Genomic DNA, 16,283 nt, shown 5'->3' on the forward strand with positions numbered 1-16,283 from the left:
ACGCCTCTACCGATATGTGCATGCGTGTGCCGATGACGAGACGACTGACGAAGGACCTGAAGTGAATATCCGCTCCCTCACTCGAGGCGACGGCGTGGTGATCGGAGCAGCGGTACTGCTGTTCGTCGCGTCGTTCCTCGACAACTACTCGATCGACGGGATCCCTGACAGCTACGACCTGCCGAACCTCTGGAACAGCGGGCCCGTGCTGTTCGGCGTCGTGCTCGCGGGGATCATCGGCGCCGCTCTCGTGGTCGTCAGCAGGGGGCTGCCGCAGCCGCCCAAGGTCTTCGGACTCGAGCTGCGTCAGTTCGGCGTGGCGTTCACGGTCTTCGCGGCGTGGAGCGCCCTCGGCAACATCTTCGACCCGTCCGGCGGTTACGACAACGTCGGCGACAGCTCGAACGCCCCCGACGCCGGCGCGGGTCTGATCCTCGCCCTCATCGCCACGCTGGTCCTGGCCGGCGCCGCCGTCGCCACGCCGCTGGTGCCCGCCCTCCAGGCCGGTCTCGTCCCGGCGCCGAAGCCGCAGGCTCCGCAGCCCTACGGTGCGCAGCCGCCCGCCGGTTACGGCTACCCGGGCGCGCCGCAGCCGTCGGCGTTCGGCGGTCAGCCGCAGCCGGGCCAGCCCGGTCAGCCGGCCGGGCAGTCGTTCGGCGGGCAGCCGGGTCCGGCGCAGCCGGCGTCCGGCGACTTCTCGCCGTTCTGGTTCGCCGTGCCGGTGCCGCGTCCGCTGTACGCGGAGGACGGCGCGCCGACGCCGATCGCCGAACTGGCTCCGGGCACCTGGTACCTGGCCGTCGAGCAGGGCGCCCAGGGTCTCGTCGCACAGACCCAGGACGGCCGGCGCGGTGTGCTGCGGGACGCCTCCGGCATCCAGCGCGGCTGACCGTCCGCCCCGCGGGGCGTCGCACGACGGCAAGCAGGCCCCTCGCCCTTCCGGGCGGGGGGCCGTTGTCGTACAGTCGCAGACCCCTGTGACTGACGGACCGTCAGGAGGCTGTGATGCGGCTCGGTCTGGCGCTCGGCTACTGGGGCCGCGGCCCCTCCGCGGACCATGTGGAGCTGGCCCGGGAGGCGGAGCGGCTCGGATACGACTCGGTGTGGACGGCGGAGTCCTGGGGCTCGGACGCCTTCACGCCGCTCACCTGGATCGCCGCCCGCACCTCACGGATCGGGCTGGGCACGGCGGTCGCGCAGATGGCGGCCCGCTCCCCCGCCACGACCGCGATGCACGCCCTCACCCTGGACCATCTGTCCGGGGGACGGATGACGCTGGGCCTCGGGCTGTCCGGCCCGCAGGTCGTCGAGGGCTGGTACGGCCGCCCCTTCCCCGCGTCGCCGCTGACCGCGACCCGCGAGTACGTGGACGTCGTCCGGCAGGTGCTGCGGCGGGAGGCGCCGGTCGAGTCGGAGGGCCGGTTCCACCCCCTCCCCTACCGGGGCCCCGACGCGACCGGGCTGGGCAGGGCCCTGAAGTCCATCACCCACCCGCTGCGGCCGGACCTGCCGGTGCTGCTCGGGGCAGAGGGGCCGAAGAACGTCGCGCAGACCGTGCGGATCGCCGACGGCTGGCTGCCGCTGTACTGGTCGCCGAGCCGGCCGGACGCGTACGGGCCGGCGGTGCGGGAGCTGCCGGAGGGCTTCCGGGTGGCCCCGATGGCACGGGTCACGGTGTGCGACGACGTCGCCGAGGGGCTGCTCGCGGTCAAGGCCATGCTCGGCTTCTACATCGGCGGCATGGGGCACGCCACCCGCAACTTCCACGCCGACCTGATGGCGCGCATGGGGTACGAGGAGGAGGCACGGCGGGTCCAGGAGCTGTTCCTGACGGGCCGTCGCGAGGAGGCCGTGCTCGCCGTGCCGGACGCGTTCGCCGACGAGATCTCCCTCGTCGGACCGCGCGAACGCATCGCGGAGCGGCTGGAGTCGTGGCGCAAGGGCCCGGTGACGGACCTGCTGGCGGTGGCGCCGGACCCGGTCTCGCTGCGGGTGCTGGCGGAGCTGAACTCCTGAGGGCCGGCGAGCGACCGGGATCGGCACGTGGCCCCGCGCGGCCGAGGTTTCATTCGGAATCGAACGGCAATCCGGATGGCATGTCTCGATATCGCAGTGGTTCCAACTCGGCAGGAACGGTCATAGCGGTCGTCGCGGACGTCATGGCCGTCATCCTGGGGCTCTGGATCCTCATGTATCTGCTGGACGCCAACCGGGGCAACGACCTGGTCCAGTTCGTCCACCACGCGGCCAACTGGCTGGCCGGCTGGTCCCGTGACCTCTTCACGTTCGACGAGGCGTGGGCCCGGGTCGTGGCCGGTTACGGCCTGGCGGCGGTGGTGTACCTGTTCGTCGGCCACGCCATCGCGAACCGCGTCCACCGCCACTGAGGCCCGCCTCCTGAACGCTGGGGCCCGGCCTGCGTCTTGAGTCCTGAGCGGCCTCGGTTCTGAGGCCCGAGTACCGCTCAGGCGCAGCAGTCCGCTTCCAGTCCGGAGGGCAGCTGCTCTCCGCCGAAGACGGCGCAGGTGGCCTCGTGGCCGCCCAGGGCCGCGACGGCGAGCAGCAGCGAGCCCGCCGTCCAGCTGGTCAGCTCCCGGGGCCAGATCGCGTCGTCCTCGAACACGAACCCGGTCCAGTACAGCCCCGACTCCGCGTCCCGGAGGTGCTGGATCGCCTGGAGGATCTCCAGCGCCCGGTCGGACTCGCCCATCACCCACAGCGCGAGGGCGAGTTCGGCCGACTCGCCGCCCGTCACCCAGGGGTTGGGCACCACGCAGCGCACGCCCAGGCCGGGGACGACGAACCGGTCCCAGTCCGCCTCGATGCGGGCCTTGGCCTCCGCGCCGGTCAGCGCGCCGCCCAGGACGGGGTAGTACCAGTCCATCGAGTAGCGGCCCTTGTCGAGGAACCGTTCCGGGTGCCGTCGTATGGCGTGCCGCAGGGCGCCCGCCGCCAACTCCCAGTCGGGCTGCGGCTCTTCGCGCTGTTCGGCGACGGCGAGCGCACAGCGCAGCGCCTGGTGGATCGAGGAGGAGCCGGTGAGCAGCGCGTCGGCGGTCGGCGTGCCGTCGTCGTCGCGCCGCCAGCCGATCTGCCCGCCGGGCTGCTGGAGCCGCAGCACGTACTCGATCGCCGCGTACACGGTCGGCCACATGCGGTCGAGGAAGGTGTCGTCGCCGGTGGACAGGTAGTGGTGCCAGACGCCGACGGCGACGTAGGCCACGAAGTTCGTCTCGCGCCCCCGGTCGGTGACGGCGTCGAAGTCGCCGTCCTGGTAGGCCGCGAACCAGGAGCCGTCATCGTTCTGGTGCCGGGCCAGCCAGTCGTAGGCGCGCTCGGCGGCCTCGTGCTCGCCGGCCGCGTCCAGCGCCATGGCGGCCTCGGTGTGGTCCCACGGGTCGAGGTGGTGGCCGCGGAACCACGGGATGGCGCCGTCCTCACGCTGCACGGCGAGGATGCCGGCGACGGTCGCGGCGGCCTGCTCGGCGGTGAGGACCCCGGTCAGGACGAGGTGTTCTGTCCGGGGCGTCGTCACTTGGCGTCCGCCTCGGCCAGCGTGGGCAGATGCGGCTTGGTCGCGTAGGCCACGAAGCTCTTGCCGATGAGCGGGTTCAGCGCCTGCTCGGCGACGCGGGTCGCCAGCGGCTTCTTCATGATGTCCCACACCAGCAGCTTGTGGTAGGCGCGCACCGGCAGCGCCTTGTCGTTGTCGACGCCGAACGCGCACTTGAGCCACCAGTACGGCGAGTGCAGCGCGTGGGCGTGGTGGGTGCCGTACGGCTTGAGGCCGGCCTCGCGGATCTTGCCGAGGAGTTCATCCGCCTTGTAGATGCGGATGTGGCCGCCCTCGACCTCGTGGTAAGCGTCGGAGAGCGTCCAGCAGACCTTCTCGGGGCCGTAGCGCGGGACGGTGATCGCGATGCGGCCGCCCGGCTTCAGCACGCGCACCATCTCCGCGAGGACGCCCTTGTCGTCCGGTATGTGCTCCATGACCTCGGAGATGATGACGACGTCGAAGGACTCGTCGGGGAAGGGCAGGGCGAGGGCGTCGCCCTCCATGGCGGTGGCGGTCGCGCCCTCGGGGGCCTCCCCGGCGTCCTTCATCGCCGCGAACCACTTGGCGACCTCGCGGATCTCCTCGGCGTTCTGGTCGAGGGCCACCACCTGCGCGCCGCGCCGGTAGCACTCGAAGGCGTGCCGGCCGGCCCCGCAGCCGAGGTCGAGGACCCGGTCTCCCGGGGCGAGCGGGAACCGGGAGAAGTCGACGGTCAGCACGTGGCCCTGCTTTCGCGATCGGATGCTTCGGTTACGTCGGCGGCGGGAGCGCCGCCGGTGGCCCGGGCGTCGACGGCCTCGGGAGCGGAGGGAGCGGCGAGCGCCGCGGTCACCACGGCGGCCGCGGGGGACGCTGCCGTGCCCGCGTCGGCTGTGACGGCGCCGGAACGGCTCGGCGCGGACCCGGGAGCCGGCGAGGATGCGGGAGCCGGGGAGGACCCGGGGGCGCGGCGGGTGCGGCGGTCGTCGGCCATCGCCTCGCGGTAGCGGGCCACGGTCCCCTCGGCCGCCCGTGCCCAGGTGAACCGCTCCAGCACCCGCTGCCGTCCGGCCGCGCCGAGCCGGGCCCGCAGTGCGGGGTCGCCGAGCAGCCGGCCCAGGCCCGCGGCGAGCGCCCCCGCGTCGCCGGGCGGCACGGCCAGGCAGGTCTCCCCGTCGCGCCCGGCGACCTCGGGGATCGCCCCGCCGGTCGTGGCGAGCAGCGGGGTGCCCGTGGCCATGGCCTCGGCGGCCGGCAGGGAGAAGCCCTCGTAGAGCGACGGCACGCAGGCGACTTCCGCCGAGCGCACCAGGTCGACCAGTTGGGCGTCGGAGATGCCCTTGACGAACTCGACGGCCCCTTCGAGGCCGTACCGCTCGATCGATTGGGCGACCGGCCCTTCCTGCGGGCGCTTGCCGACGACGACCAGGTGCGCGTGCGGGTGCTCGGTGCGCGTCTTCGCCAGGGCGTCGACGAGATGGACGAGGCCCTTGAGCGGCACGTCCGCGCTGGACGTCGTCACGATCCGGCCCGGTATCCGCGCCACGGCGGGATTCGGCGAGAACAGGTCGGTGTCGGCGCCGATGTGGACGACGTGGATGCGGTCGTCGCGGACGCCGAGGTGGTCGACGATCTCCTGGCGGGAGGTGCCGGACACGGTGAGCACGGAGGGCAGGCGGCGGGCGACGCGCTTCTGCATGGCGGTGAAGCCGTACCAGCGCCGCACGGAGTACCGGCGCCGCCACCCCTCGGCCGCGTCCAGCTCCAACTGCCGGTCGACGGTGATGGGGTGGTGGATGGTGGTGACCAGGGGCGCGCCGACGTCGCCGAGCAGGCCGTAGCCCAGGGTCTGGTTGTCGTGCACGACGTCGAACTCGCCGCGGCGGGCGCGCAGATGGCGGCGGGCGCGCAGCGAGAAGGTCAGCGGCTCGGGGAACCCTCCGGTCCACATCGTCGCCACTTCGAGGGCGTCGATCCAGTCGCGGTACTCGCCCCGGCCGGGAGTGCGGAAGGGGTCCGGCTGGCGGTAGAGGTCGAGGCTGGGCAGCTCGGTCAGCGACAGCCGGTCCTCGTGGCCCGGGTCGAGGACCGGATAGGGCTGCGAACCGATCACCTCGACGCTGTGCCCGAGCCGGGCGAGTTCGCGCGAGAGATGCCGTACGTAGACGCCCTGGCCCCCGCAGAACGGGTTTCCCTTGTAGGTGAGGAGCGCGATCTTGAGCGGTCGCCCGCCGTCAGCGGCAAGGTCATGCCGAGACCCTGCCTGACTGGCCTCAGCGGTCACCCCGGGCCCCCTTCTGCCTGCATTGTCCCGCGAGACTACGTGGGACGCTAATCTAGAACAAGTTTCAGACTTGATCGTTCGGGAGGCTCTGAATCTACCGGCAGGTACGAGCGCTGTGAGCGGTGGATCAGGTGATTCACGCCACCACCGATCACCCCGCCGAGCCGTATGATCACCGCCCCCTCACCGACTGTCACCACGACTGTCACGGAACGGACCGGAACGGGACCCATGTCTGCGGAAGCCACCCCTCAGCGCCCCGCGCACTCCGCCCTCACCGAGCGGCAGGAGGCGCGCCGCCGCCGCATCCTGCACGCGAGCGCGCAGCTGGCCAGCCGGGGCGGTTTCGACGCGGTGCAGATGCGCGAGGTCGCGGAGTCCTCGCAGGTCGCCCTCGGCACGCTGTACCGCTACTTCCCGTCCAAGGTGCACCTGCTGGTGGCCACCATGCAGGACCAGTTGGAGCACATGCACGGCACGCTGCGGAAGAAGCCGCCGACGGGCGAGCGGGCGGCGGAGCGGGTCGCCGAGACGCTGATGCGCGCGTTCCGCGCCCTTCAGCGCGAGCCGCATCTGGCCGACGCGATGGTCCGCGCGCTCACCTTCGCCGACCGCAGCGTCTCGCCGGAGGTCGACCAGGTCTCGCGTCAGACGACGGCGATCATCCTGGACTCGATGGGCCTGACCGACCCCACCCCCGAGCAGCTCTCCGCGGTCCGCGTCATCGAGCACACCTGGCACTCGGCGCTCATCACCTGGCTGTCGGGCCGCGCCTCCATCGCCCAGGTGCGCATCGACATCGAGACGGTGTGCCGGCTCATCGACGTCACCGACCCCGCGGCGGCGGCCCGGACCGAGCCCCCGCCCGTGCCCCTGCCCCTGCCCCAGCCGCAGCCGCAGCCGCAGCCGCCGGGGACGACGCGGCCGGCGCCGCCGCTGCGGTCCGCTCCCTGACCAGGACGCGCCGGCCGGGACAGCGGCGACCGCGATCCGCCTGACCGGCGTCACTCCTCGGGCGGGAACACCGGTTCGCCGTTGCGGGCCAGGGTGATCATGATCGCCTCCACCGGGCAGCTCTCCGCCGCCGCCAGCACCCGTTCGTTGGCGTCCGTGTCCGGGGCGGCCGGACGGGACTGGCGTGCGGTGTCCAGGCGGAAGCCGTCCGGCGCGTGGTGGACGCACTGGGCGGAGCCGATGCACAGGGACCGGTCCACCTCGACGTGCCACCGGTCGGCCGTTCCTGCGCCGGGACGCTGTGCCGCGGGAGGCGCCTCCACCCCGCTCACCCCTCCCAGCCCGCGGGCAGATGGATCATCTTGTGTTCGAGGTACTCGCCGAAGCCCTCGGGCCCGAACTCCCGTCCCAGGCCGGAGTTCTTGTAGCCGCCGAACGGGCCGAGCATGTCCAGGCTGAAGGTGTTCACGGAGTACGTCCCGGTGCGGACCCGGCGCGCGACGTCGACGCCGTGTCCGACGTCGGCGGTCCAGACGCTGCCGCTGAGCCCGTAGTCCGAGTCGTTCGCGATCTTCACCGCCTCGGCCTCGTCGCCGTAGGGCAGCAGGCAGATCACCGGGCCGAAGATCTCCTCGCGGGCGATCCGCATGGAGTTGTCGACGTCGCCGAAGAGCGTCGGCTCGACGTACCAGCCGCGTTCCAGGCCCGCCGGACGCCCGCCGCCCGTGAGGATCTTCGCCCCCTCCTCCTGGCCGATGCGGATGTAGTCGAGGCTGCGGCGCTGCTGCCGCTCGGCCACCAGCGGGCCGAGCTGGGTGGCCGGGTCCAGCGGGTCGCCGACCACGAGGGCGTCCGCCGCCGCGGCGAGGGCGTCCGCGAACTCGTCGTAGCGCGAACGCGGGAGCAGGATGCGGGTCTGGGCGACACAGGCCTGGCCGTTGTTCATCCAGGCGGCCGCGGCGATCTGCGGGACGGCCGTGTCGAGGTCCGCGTCCGGCAGGACGACCGCCGCGGACTTGCCGCCCAGCTCCAGGGTCACCCGGGTGAGATTGCGGGACGCCACCTCCATGACCCGCTTGCCGGCCGCGACCGAGCCGGTGAACGACACCTTGTCCACGCCCGGGTGCCCGACCAGGTACTCGCTCACCTCGCGGTCCGCCGGGAGGATCGACAGCACGCCCTCCGGCAGCCCGGCCTCCCGCGCGATGTCCGCGAGGACATAGGCGTCCAGCGGCGACTCGGGGGACGGCTTGAGGACCACCGTGCAGCCGGTGAGCAGCGCGGGGGCCAGCTTGGCGGCGGCGACGAACTGCGGGACGTTCCAGGGGACGACGGCCGCGACCACCCCGACCGGCTCGCGCCGCACCAGGATCCTGCCGAGCACGCCGTCGCGCCGCTCCTCGTAGGTGAAGCCGCGGGCGACGGTGATCGCCGCGTCCCAGACCATCATCGCGCCGAGGGCCTGCGCGAGGACGCTCCAGGAGTACGGGGAGCCGTTCTCGGAGGAGATGAGGCGGGCGAGTTCCTCGTGCCGCGCGAGGATGCCGTCCTTGATCCGGCCGACGACCCCGATCCGCTCGTCGAGCGGGAGGCGGGGCCAGGGGCCCTCGTCGAAGGCCTGCCGGGCGACGGCGACGGCCCGGTCCACGTCGGCCCGCGAAGCGTGCGGCACCCGTCCGATGACCTCCTCGGTGTGCGGCGAGATCACCTCGATGACGTCGTCGCCCAACGGGTCGGTCAACTTCCCGCCGATGAAAAGCTTTCCGTGTTCCACGAGCTCGGCCATGGCCACTGCCCTCATTTTCTGACGGTGTTTCAGGAACTGATACCAGTTCCCGCCCGAGTAAGCCAGGGCTCCCGCGGGAGCGGCCTCCACCAGCGGATTCGCCGCCGGCGGACGCTGCCGCCGGACCGGCCGGGACCGTCCTGCCCGGAACGGCACGGCCGGACCGGGGAGGGCGGGCGCAACTGGATGTGGTGGCACTGCCGCGCGACGGTCGCCACCCTTGACGGGGTCCACGCGTATGGGTCGCTCCCATCTATCTGACAGCACGTCAGCTCTGGCTATAGTGGGCAACGGCCTTGCGACGGAGGGCAGATGAAGAGCAGCAGCCCGAACGGACCCACTGCGTACGACCACGGCGGCGGCGTCCGCTCGCTGCGGGTGCCCATCCCGGACAACCCGCTCGGGCACACGCTCGTCCACGTCGTCGACACCGACCGGGGTCCGGTCCTGATCGACACCGGCTGGGACGATCCTGCGTCCTGGGACGCCCTGGCCGCCGGGCTGGACGCGTGCGGCGTCTCCGTCGGCGAGGTGCACGGCGTGGTGATCACCCACCACCATCCCGACCACCACGGCCTGTCCGGCCGGGTACGGGAGGCCTCCGGGGCGTGGGTGGCGATGCACGCGGCCGACGCCGCGATCGTCCGGCGCACCCGCGAGACCCGCCCCGAGCGCTGGTACACGTACATGGCGGACAAGCTCACGGCCGCCGGAGCACCGCAGGAGCACATCGCCCCGCTGCGCAGACCGCCCGCCCTCCGGCGCCCCTTCCCGGGGCTGGCGCCCGCCCTCCCGGACCGCGAGATCGTCCCCGGCGAACTCCTCGCCCTGCCCGGCCGCCGCCTGCGCGCGATCTGGACGCCGGGCCACACGCCGGGCCACGTCTGCCTCCACCTGGAGGAGGACCACCCCCGCGGGCTCCCCGGCCGCGGCCGCCTGTTCTCCGGCGACCACCTGCTGCCGGAGATCACCCCGCACATCGGCCTGTACGAGGACCCCGACGACGCCACCGTCACCGACCCCCTCGGCGACTACCTCGACTCGCTCGAACGGGTCGGCAGGCTCGCCCCCGCCGAGATCCTCCCCGCCCACCAGCACGCCTTCACCGACGCGCCCTCGCGGGTGCGGGAACTGCTCGTCCACCACGAGGAGCGCCTCACCGGCCTGCTCGCCCTGCTCGTCACCCCGCTCACGCCCTGGCAGCTCGCGGAGCGCATGGAGTGGAACAGGCCCTGGGAGCAGATCGCCCACGCCTCGCGCAACATCGCGGTGTCGGAGGCCGAGGCCCATCTGCGGCGCCTGGTGAAACAGGGCCGCGCGGAGGCCGTGACGGGGAGCGAGCCGGTGACGTACGTCGCCGTGCAGACCGGCGGTGGCGGGGCGCGGCGCGGGACACGGGCGTGGGCGCAGGGCGCGTGACGTTCGTCGCGGTGCGGCGGTGACCTACGTCGCGCCCCCGGCGACCGGCAGACGGCTCCGGGCCGTCGGTCGAGGGCGTGTCCGGGCGGCCGGTGACGGGCCGTCGCGTCGCCGGCCGACCGCCCGCCGGCCCTCGGCCTAGCGCCGATCGCCCCCCGACCGGCCGCCGGCCGGTCCCGCGGGGTACGGCCGCCCCCCGGCGGGCCGAGTACCTGCCGGTAGAGTGGCCGCGTCGTCATCACGCCCGTACGGGGGAAAGCCGGTGCAATTCCGGCGTCGTCCTCCTCCCGGGCCCCGGCCGCCTCGTCCCGGCAGACCCCTGTCCCGGCGCGGGGCGGGCGCGTCCGGCACGGGGGCGTGACCGGCTCACGTGCGTCAGCAAGCCCGCCGTCGCACGGCACCGTCCGGGTCACGGAGCCGAGCCGCCGGGATGTCCCGCGCTGCCCGGCCGCGTGACCTCCCCGACCGGGAGAGGCACCCGCCGATCATGAACATCCGTCGCAGCGCCGCGACCCTGGCCGCCGCAGCCGTCGTGCTGGGTGCCGCCGTCCCCGCCGTCGCGGCGCCCCCGGCCCCCACCCCGACGGTGGCGATACCCGACGGGCTGTACGGCACCGCCGACCCCACGTACGACGGCGTCTGGCGCCAGTCGGTGGCCCTGCTCGCGCAGCGGACCACGGGCGTCACCCCGGCGGCCGGCGCGGTGTCCTGGCTGACCGGGCAGCAGTGCGCGAACGGCGCGTTCGCCGCCTTCCGCGCGGACCCCGCCAAGGGGTGCGACGCCAAGCTGATGGTGGACACCAACAGCACGGCGGCGGCGGTCCAGGCGCTGGCCGCGCTCGGCGGCCACGAGGCCGCGACGGACAAGGCGGTCGGCTGGCTGAAGTCGGTCCAGAACGCCGACGGCGGCTGGGGCTACACCCCCGGCGGCGCCAGCGACGCGAACTCGACCTCGGTGGTCGCGGGAGCGCTCACGGCGACCGGACAGCAGCCGGCGCAGGTGAAGAAGGCCGGCAAGTCGCCGTACGACGCCCTCGCCGGGCTTTCCCTCCCGTGCGGCGACCCGTCCGGCGGCGGCGCTTTCGCGTACCAGCCGGACAAGAAGGGCGCCCTCGCGGCCAACGCGGACGCCACGGCCGCGGGCGTGCTCGGCGTCCTCGGCAAGGGGTTCGCGGCGCAGGCGGGCAAGCCGTCCACGGAAGCCCACATCTGCGGCGACTCCCCCGAGCCGCTCACCCCGGCCGCGCTCGCCCGCAACGGCGCGCGGTACCTCGCCTCGGCGGTCGGCGGCGCCGGCTACCTGAAGTCGGTGCTCCCCGGCGCCGAGGACCAGCCCGACTACGGCAACACCGCCGACGCCGTGGTCGCCCTCGCCGCGCAGGGGTGGACCGAGCAGGCGAAGAAGCCCCTCGCCTGGCTCCGGCAGCACTCCGCGGCCTGGGCGAAGCAGAGCGGCCCCGCCGCCTACGCCCAGCTGATCTTCGCGGCCCGTTCCATGGGCGCCGACCCCCGCCACTTCGGCGGCTCCGACCTGGTCGCCCTGCTCAACGCGACGGGCCCGGTCCCGCAGGCCGTGGCGAAGGCCTCCGGAGCCGACGCCGACGACGACAAAAACGGCGACAAGAACGCCAAGGGCGACAAGGCCGACGAGAAGGACGCGTCGGATTCCGTGTTCGGCGTCTGGTGGACGGTCGGCGTCTTCCTCGTCGCCGGTGCCGGCATCGGGTTCCTCATCAGCGGCCGGAAGCGGCGTCAGCCGTGAAGCGCCGGTCCGCCGCCCTCGTCCTCGCCGCGCTGCTGCTGACCCTGACCGGCGCGGCCCAGTCGGCGCAGGCGACCGGGTACCGCTACTGGTCCTTCTGGGACCGGACCGCGGACGGGTGGACGTACGCCACCCAGGGCCCGTCCACCGCCCGCCCCTCCGACGGCGACGTCGAGGGCTTCCGGTTCGCGGTGAGCGCGGACTCCCAGGACGCGACCCGGCCGCGCGGCGCGGTGTCCTTCGCCGCGATCTGTGCGAAGACGCCCCCGCGGGACGGCATGAAGCGGGTGGCGCTCGTCATCGACTTCGGCACGGCGGCGGACGCCCCCGACGGCGAGGCCCCGCCCTCGCCGCGCACGGCGTGCGCCCGCGTCGCCTCCGGCGCGACGACGGCCGAGGCGCTCGCCGCCGTCGCCAGACCCCTGCGCTACGACGCCAACGCCCTGCTGTGCGCGATCGCCGGGTACCCGCGCTCGGGCTGCGGCGAGCAGGTGGCGACGGACGGGACGAGCACCCGGAAACCGGCGTCGGCCGACGCGAAAGCGGGAGCGGACGGGAACGGCGGCGGCGAGGACGGCGGCCCGTCGGTGGGCCTGTACGCGGGCGCGGCGGCGGTGGCGGTGCTGGGCGCGGCCGCGGTGTGGCAGGCGCGGCGGCGCCGGAATGACTGACCGCCGCTCCCGGCCCCCGCTGCACCCCGGCGCCTGGTGGCTGTGGGCCCTCGGCCTGGGCGCCGGGGCCACCCGCACCACCAATCCGCTCCTGCTCGGCCTGCTGCTCACCGCCTCCGCGTACGTCGTCACGGTGTGCCGCCCCGACACCCCCTGGTCCCGGTCCTACTCCGCGTTCCTGAAACTGGCCCTCGCCGTCCTCGTCGTGCGTCTCGCCTTCGTGGTCGTGCTCGGCTCGCCCATCCCCGGCACGCATGTGGTGGTCACGCTGCCCGAAGTGCCGCTGCCGCACTGGGCGCAGGGCATCCGGCTGGGCGGCGCGGTCACGGCGGAGGGCCTGCTCTTCGCCTGCTACGACGGCCTGAGGCTGGCCACGCTCCTCGTGTGCGTCGGCGCGGCGAACGCCCTGGCCTCCCCGTCGCGCATGCTGAAGGCGCTCCCGGGCGCCCTGTACGAGACGGGCGTCGCGGTGGTCGTGGCGCTCACCTTCGCCCCGAACCTCATCGCGGACGTCCAGCGGCTGCGCGCCGCCCGCCGTCTGCGCGGCCGTCCGGACCGGGGACTGCGCGGGCTGCTCCAGGTGGGGCTGCCGGTGCTGGAGGGCGCGCTGGAGCGGTCCGTGTCGCTGGCCGCCGCGATGGACGCGCGCGGCTACGGCCGTACCGCCGACGTCCCCGCCCCCGTCCGCCGCACGACGGCCGCCCTCACGCTGGGCGGCCTGCTCGGCGTCTGCGCGGGAACGTACGGACTGCTCACCGCCGCCGGCGGCGCCTACGGACTGCCGGTGCTGCTCGCCGGCGTGGTCGCGGCCCTCGCCGGGCTGCGGCTGGGCGGCCGCCGCTCCGCGCGCACCCGCTACCGCCCGGACCGCTGGACCCCGCGGGCCGTCGTGACCGCGGCCTCCGGCGTCGCCGTCGGGGCCCTGCTCGCCCTGGCCGCGTCCGCCGACCCGGCCGCCCTGAACCCCGGAGTGGTCCCGCTGACCGCGCCCGCCCTCCCGCTGTGGCCCGCGGCGGCCGTACTCCTCGCCCTGCTGCCCGCGTTCGTGCACAAGGAGCCGTCGTGATCCGCTTCGAGAACGTCTCCGTGACGTACGACGGCCTCGCCGAACCCACCGTCAGGGGCGTCGACTTCACCGTCCCCGAGGGTGAACTCGTGCTGCTGGCCGGGCCGTCGGGCGTGGGCAAGTCGACGCTGCTGGGCGCGGTGAGCGGCCTCGTGCCGCACTTCACCGGCGGGCTCCTGCGCGGCCGCGTCACGGTCGCCGGCCGCGACACCCGCACCCACAAGCCGCGTGAACTGGCCGACGTCGTGGGGACGGTGGGCCAGGACCCGCTGTCGCACTTCGTGACGGACACCGTCGAGGACGAACTCGCCTACGGCATGGAGTCGTTGGGCCTGCCGCCCGCGGTGATGCGCCGGCGCGTCGAGGAGACCCTCGACCTGCTCGGCCTGGCCCCACTGCGCGACCGTCCCCTCGCCACCCTCTCGGGCGGCCAGCAGCAGCGGGTCGCGATCGGCTCGGTCCTCACCCCGCACCCCCGGGTGCTCGTCCTGGACGAGCCGACGTCCGCGCTCGACCCGGCGGCCGCGGAGGAGGTCCTCGCCGTCCTCCTGCGGCTGGTCCACGACCTCGGGACGACGGTGCTGCTGGCCGAGCACCGCCTGGAACGCGTGCTCCAGTACGCCGACCGGGTCGCCCTGCTGCCCGCCCCCGGTGCGCCCCCGCTCCTCGGCGCGCCGGCCGACGTCATGGCCGTCTCCCCCGTGTGCCCGCCGGTGGTGGACCTGGGCAGGCTCGCGGGCTGGTCCCCGCTGCCGCTGACGGTCCGCGACGCCCGGCGCAGGGCGGCCGGCCTGCGGGAACGCCTGGCCGCACGGGACCCCCGCGAGACGGCGCGGGCACCTCTGGCGTGGCCGGCGGGGGAGATACGCGAGGCGGCCGGAGGGCCGACGGACCACGACGACCCCGAAACGGCAGAGGCGGCAGAGACGGCAGTGACGGCGGAGACGGCGGCGGCAGCGGCAGCCGCCCCGGCGACGGCGAAGGCGCCGGCCACGACGGCCGCAGCGGCGGAGGCGCCGGAGTCGGCGCCCACCGCTTCCGCCGCGCCCGCGGACCCCCCGGCCCGCCGACTCCTCCGCCGCTTGCGCCGCACCCCTGCCGCCCCGCCCTCCCTCTCAGCCCCGCCCTCCGCCCCCTCCGCTTCCGTACCGTCCGATTCCGTGCCGTCCCCCTCCTCGCCGCCCGCGGAGGCGCGGTCGCTCGCCGTTCGGCTGGGCGGCGTCCAGGCGCTGCGCGACGTCGGCCTCACCGTCGGGCCCGGCGAGACGGTCGCCCTCATGGGACGCAACGGAGCCGGGAAGTCGACGCTGCTCAACGCCTTCGTCGGGCTGGTCGCGCCGTCCGCCGGCACGGTGCGCGTCGGCGGCGCGGTCCCGCACCGCACCTCTCCCCGCGACCTGGTCCGCCGCGTCGGCCTCGTCCCGCAGGAGCCGCGCGACCTGCTCTACGCCGACACGGTCGCCGCCGAGTGCGCGGCCGCCGACCGCGACGCGCAGGCCGCGCCCGGCACCTGCCGCGCCCTGGTCTCGGAGCTGCTCCCCGGCATCGCGGACGACACCCACCCCCGCGATCTGTCCGAGGGGCAGCGGCTCACGCTCGCACTGGCGGTCGTGCTGGCCGCCCGGCCGCCGCTCCTGCTGCTCGACGAGCCCACCCGCGGCCTGGACTACGCGGCCAAGGGCCGCCTGGTCGCCGTCCTGCGCGGACTGGCCGCGGCCGGTCACGCGATCGTCCTGGCCACGCACGACGTGGAACTGGCCGCGGAGCTGGCCCACCGGGTGGTGCTGCTCGCGGAGGGCGAGGTGATCGCCGACGGTCCCACGGCGGAGGTGGTGGTCTCGTCCCCGTCCTTCGCCCCGCAGGTGACCAAGATCCTCGCGCCGCAGGAGTGGCTGACCGTCGCGCAGGTGAGGCGGGCGCTGCGATGACGACTCCCCCTCGGCGTCCCCGCCCCGTGCGGCTGGGCCCCCGCTCCCTGACGGCGTTGGCGCTGGTCGGGGCCGTGGGCGTGGTCGCGTTCGGCTGGCCCTTCCTGGCCCCGCCGAGTTCCGCCCTGAACGCGCACGCGCAGGACGCGCCCTGGCTGTTCGCGGGCCTGCTGGTCCTGCTGGTCGCGGTCGTGACGGCGACGATCTCGGAGTCCGGGCTGGGCGCGAAGGCGGTCGCGATGCTCGGCGTGCTGGCGGCGACGGGTGCGGCGCTGCGTCCGATCGGCGCGGGGACGGCGGGCATCGAGCCCATGTTCTTCCTGATGGTGCTGAGCGGCCGGGTCCTGGGCCCGGGGTTCGGATTCGTCCTGGGTTCCGTCACGATGTTCGCGTCCGCGCTGCTCACGGGCGGGGTGGGGCCGTGGATGCCGTTCCAGATGCTGGCGATGGGCTGGTTCACGATGGGGGCGGGCCTGCTGCCGGGCCCGGAGCGGCTGCGCGGCCGGGCGGAGCTGGCGCTGCTGGCCGCGTACGGCTTCCTGGCCGCCTTCGCCTACGGCACGGCGATGAACATGGCGGGCTGGCCGTTCATGGGCGCGCTGGCCTCGGGGGTGGCCTTCGACCCGGACGGGACGGTCCCGGCGAACCTGGCCCGGTTCGTCGCGTACTGCGTGGCGACGTCGCTGGGCTGGGACCTGGGGCGGGCCCTGGTGACGGTGCTGCTGACGCTCACCCTCGGCCCGGCCGTGCTCAAGGCGCTACGCAGAGCCACCCGCAGGGCGGCCTTCGAGACCGCGGTCACGTTCGAGGGTCCCGAGGAACCGGCGGAAGCGGCCCGGAAGGCCGTTGACCGGTGAACCACCCCACATGACCCACAT

At 74.4% G+C, this 16,283-nt stretch carries 15 protein-coding genes; 10 read left to right on the forward strand and 5 right to left on the reverse strand.

Annotation, left to right across the window (positions count from 1 at the left end; all coding sequences use genetic code 11):
- Positions 1-61: 61 nt before the first annotated feature.
- The 3 genes from OG802_RS10345 to OG802_RS10355 all read left to right on the forward strand — a co-directional run bounded on the left by OG802_RS10345 (position 62) and on the right by OG802_RS10355 (position 2,387).
- Positions 62-889, forward strand: a complete 828-nt coding sequence (locus OG802_RS10345) for a hypothetical protein (protein WP_329409325.1) — start codon at positions 62-64, stop codon at positions 887-889.
- Positions 890-1,005: 116 nt separating this feature from the next.
- On the forward strand, positions 1,006-2,016 hold the full coding sequence (locus OG802_RS10350) for an LLM class F420-dependent oxidoreductase (RefSeq protein WP_329409327.1): 1,011 nt from the start codon (positions 1,006-1,008) through the stop codon (positions 2,014-2,016).
- Between the two features lie 80 nt (positions 2,017-2,096).
- Entirely contained in the window at positions 2,097-2,387 is a 291-nt protein-coding gene (locus OG802_RS10355; protein WP_057583141.1) for a hypothetical protein, read from the forward strand.
- 77 nt (positions 2,388-2,464) lie between these two features.
- Here the strand turns inward: OG802_RS10355 and OG802_RS10360 are convergent, their stop codons facing one another.
- From OG802_RS10360 to OG802_RS10370, 3 genes are read right to left on the reverse strand one after another with little or no spacing between them, the layout of a single operon-like run.
- Entirely contained in the window at positions 2,465-3,535 is a 1,071-nt protein-coding gene (locus OG802_RS10360; RefSeq protein ID WP_329409331.1) for a prenyltransferase/squalene oxidase repeat-containing protein, read from the reverse strand.
- Positions 3,532-4,275, reverse strand: a complete 744-nt coding sequence (locus tag OG802_RS10365) for a class I SAM-dependent methyltransferase (protein ID WP_329409333.1) — start codon at positions 4,273-4,275, stop codon at positions 3,532-3,534. Before OG802_RS10365 ends, OG802_RS10360 begins: the two co-directional genes overlap by 4 nt.
- Positions 4,269-5,819, reverse strand: a complete 1,551-nt coding sequence (locus tag OG802_RS10370; protein WP_329409335.1) for a glycosyltransferase family 4 protein — start codon at positions 5,817-5,819, stop codon at positions 4,269-4,271. Before OG802_RS10370 ends, OG802_RS10365 begins: the two co-directional genes overlap by 7 nt.
- A gap of 231 nt (positions 5,820-6,050) precedes the next feature.
- Here OG802_RS10370 and OG802_RS10375 point away from each other — a divergent pair, with 231 nt between their 5' ends.
- On the forward strand, positions 6,051-6,773 hold the full coding sequence (locus tag OG802_RS10375) for a TetR family transcriptional regulator (protein WP_329409337.1): 723 nt from the start codon (positions 6,051-6,053) through the stop codon (positions 6,771-6,773).
- Positions 6,774-6,823: 50 nt separating this feature from the next.
- Here the strand turns inward: OG802_RS10375 and OG802_RS10380 are convergent, their stop codons facing one another.
- Complete coding sequence (locus OG802_RS10380; RefSeq protein ID WP_329409339.1) at positions 6,824-7,096, reverse strand: ferredoxin; 273 nt, start codon at positions 7,094-7,096, stop codon at positions 6,824-6,826.
- A gap of 5 nt (positions 7,097-7,101) precedes the next feature.
- Positions 7,102-8,559 (reverse strand): aldehyde dehydrogenase, encoded by a 1,458-nt coding sequence (locus OG802_RS10385; RefSeq protein WP_329409341.1) that lies wholly within the window; start codon positions 8,557-8,559, stop codon positions 7,102-7,104.
- 312 nt (positions 8,560-8,871) lie between these two features.
- On the opposite strand from OG802_RS10385, the gene OG802_RS10390 reads away from it, so the two are divergent.
- The 6 genes from OG802_RS10390 (at position 8,872) to OG802_RS10415 (ending at position 16,262) form a co-directional block, all read left to right on the forward strand.
- Complete coding sequence (locus OG802_RS10390; RefSeq protein WP_329409342.1) at positions 8,872-9,978, forward strand: MBL fold metallo-hydrolase; 1,107 nt, start codon at positions 8,872-8,874, stop codon at positions 9,976-9,978.
- Positions 9,979-10,465: 487 nt separating this feature from the next.
- Positions 10,466-11,740, forward strand: coding sequence for a prenyltransferase/squalene oxidase repeat-containing protein (locus OG802_RS10395; RefSeq protein WP_329409344.1), 1,275 nt, complete (start codon positions 10,466-10,468; stop codon positions 11,738-11,740).
- On the forward strand, positions 11,737-12,411 hold the full coding sequence (locus tag OG802_RS10400; protein ID WP_329409345.1) for an SCO2322 family protein: 675 nt from the start codon (positions 11,737-11,739) through the stop codon (positions 12,409-12,411). The genes OG802_RS10395 and OG802_RS10400 overlap by 4 nt, the downstream gene beginning before the upstream one ends.
- The gene (locus tag OG802_RS10405) at positions 12,404-13,477 is read left to right on the forward strand and encodes an energy-coupling factor transporter transmembrane component T (protein WP_329409347.1); all 1,074 of its coding nucleotides are present in this window, start codon (positions 12,404-12,406) and stop codon (positions 13,475-13,477) included. Before OG802_RS10400 ends, OG802_RS10405 begins: the two co-directional genes overlap by 8 nt.
- Positions 13,474-15,405 (forward strand): ABC transporter ATP-binding protein, encoded by a 1,932-nt coding sequence (locus OG802_RS10410; protein WP_329409349.1) that lies wholly within the window; start codon positions 13,474-13,476, stop codon positions 15,403-15,405. The genes OG802_RS10405 and OG802_RS10410 overlap by 4 nt, the downstream gene beginning before the upstream one ends.
- Positions 15,402-16,262: an ECF transporter S component gene (locus OG802_RS10415; RefSeq protein ID WP_329409351.1), complete on the forward strand. Its 861-nt coding sequence runs from the start codon at positions 15,402-15,404 to the stop codon at positions 16,260-16,262. Before OG802_RS10410 ends, OG802_RS10415 begins: the two co-directional genes overlap by 4 nt.
- The last annotated feature ends 21 nt before the right edge of the window (positions 16,263-16,283 follow it).

The organism is Streptomyces sp. NBC_00704, from assembly GCF_036226605.1.
Classification (GTDB): Bacteria; Actinomycetota; Actinomycetes; order Streptomycetales; family Streptomycetaceae; genus Streptomyces.

Coding starts and splice junctions, on each gene's coding strand:
- OG802_RS10375 (WP_329409337.1), top strand. CDS start 6,051: ATGTCTGCGGAAGCCACCCCTCAGCGCCCCGCGCACTCCGCCCTCACC.
- OG802_RS10395 (WP_329409344.1), top strand. CDS start 10,466: ATGAACATCCGTCGCAGCGCCGCGACCCTGGCCGCCGCAGCCGTCGTG.
- OG802_RS10415 (WP_329409351.1), top strand. CDS start 15,402: ATGACGACTCCCCCTCGGCGTCCCCGCCCCGTGCGGCTGGGCCCCCGC.
- OG802_RS10355 (WP_057583141.1), top strand. CDS start 2,097: ATGTCTCGATATCGCAGTGGTTCCAACTCGGCAGGAACGGTCATAGCG.
- OG802_RS10385 (WP_329409341.1), bottom strand. CDS start 8,559: ATGGCCGAGCTCGTGGAACACGGAAAGCTTTTCATCGGCGGGAAGTTG.
- OG802_RS10350 (WP_329409327.1), top strand. CDS start 1,006: ATGCGGCTCGGTCTGGCGCTCGGCTACTGGGGCCGCGGCCCCTCCGCG.
- OG802_RS10405 (WP_329409347.1), top strand. CDS start 12,404: ATGACTGACCGCCGCTCCCGGCCCCCGCTGCACCCCGGCGCCTGGTGG.
- OG802_RS10390 (WP_329409342.1), top strand. CDS start 8,872: ATGAAGAGCAGCAGCCCGAACGGACCCACTGCGTACGACCACGGCGGC.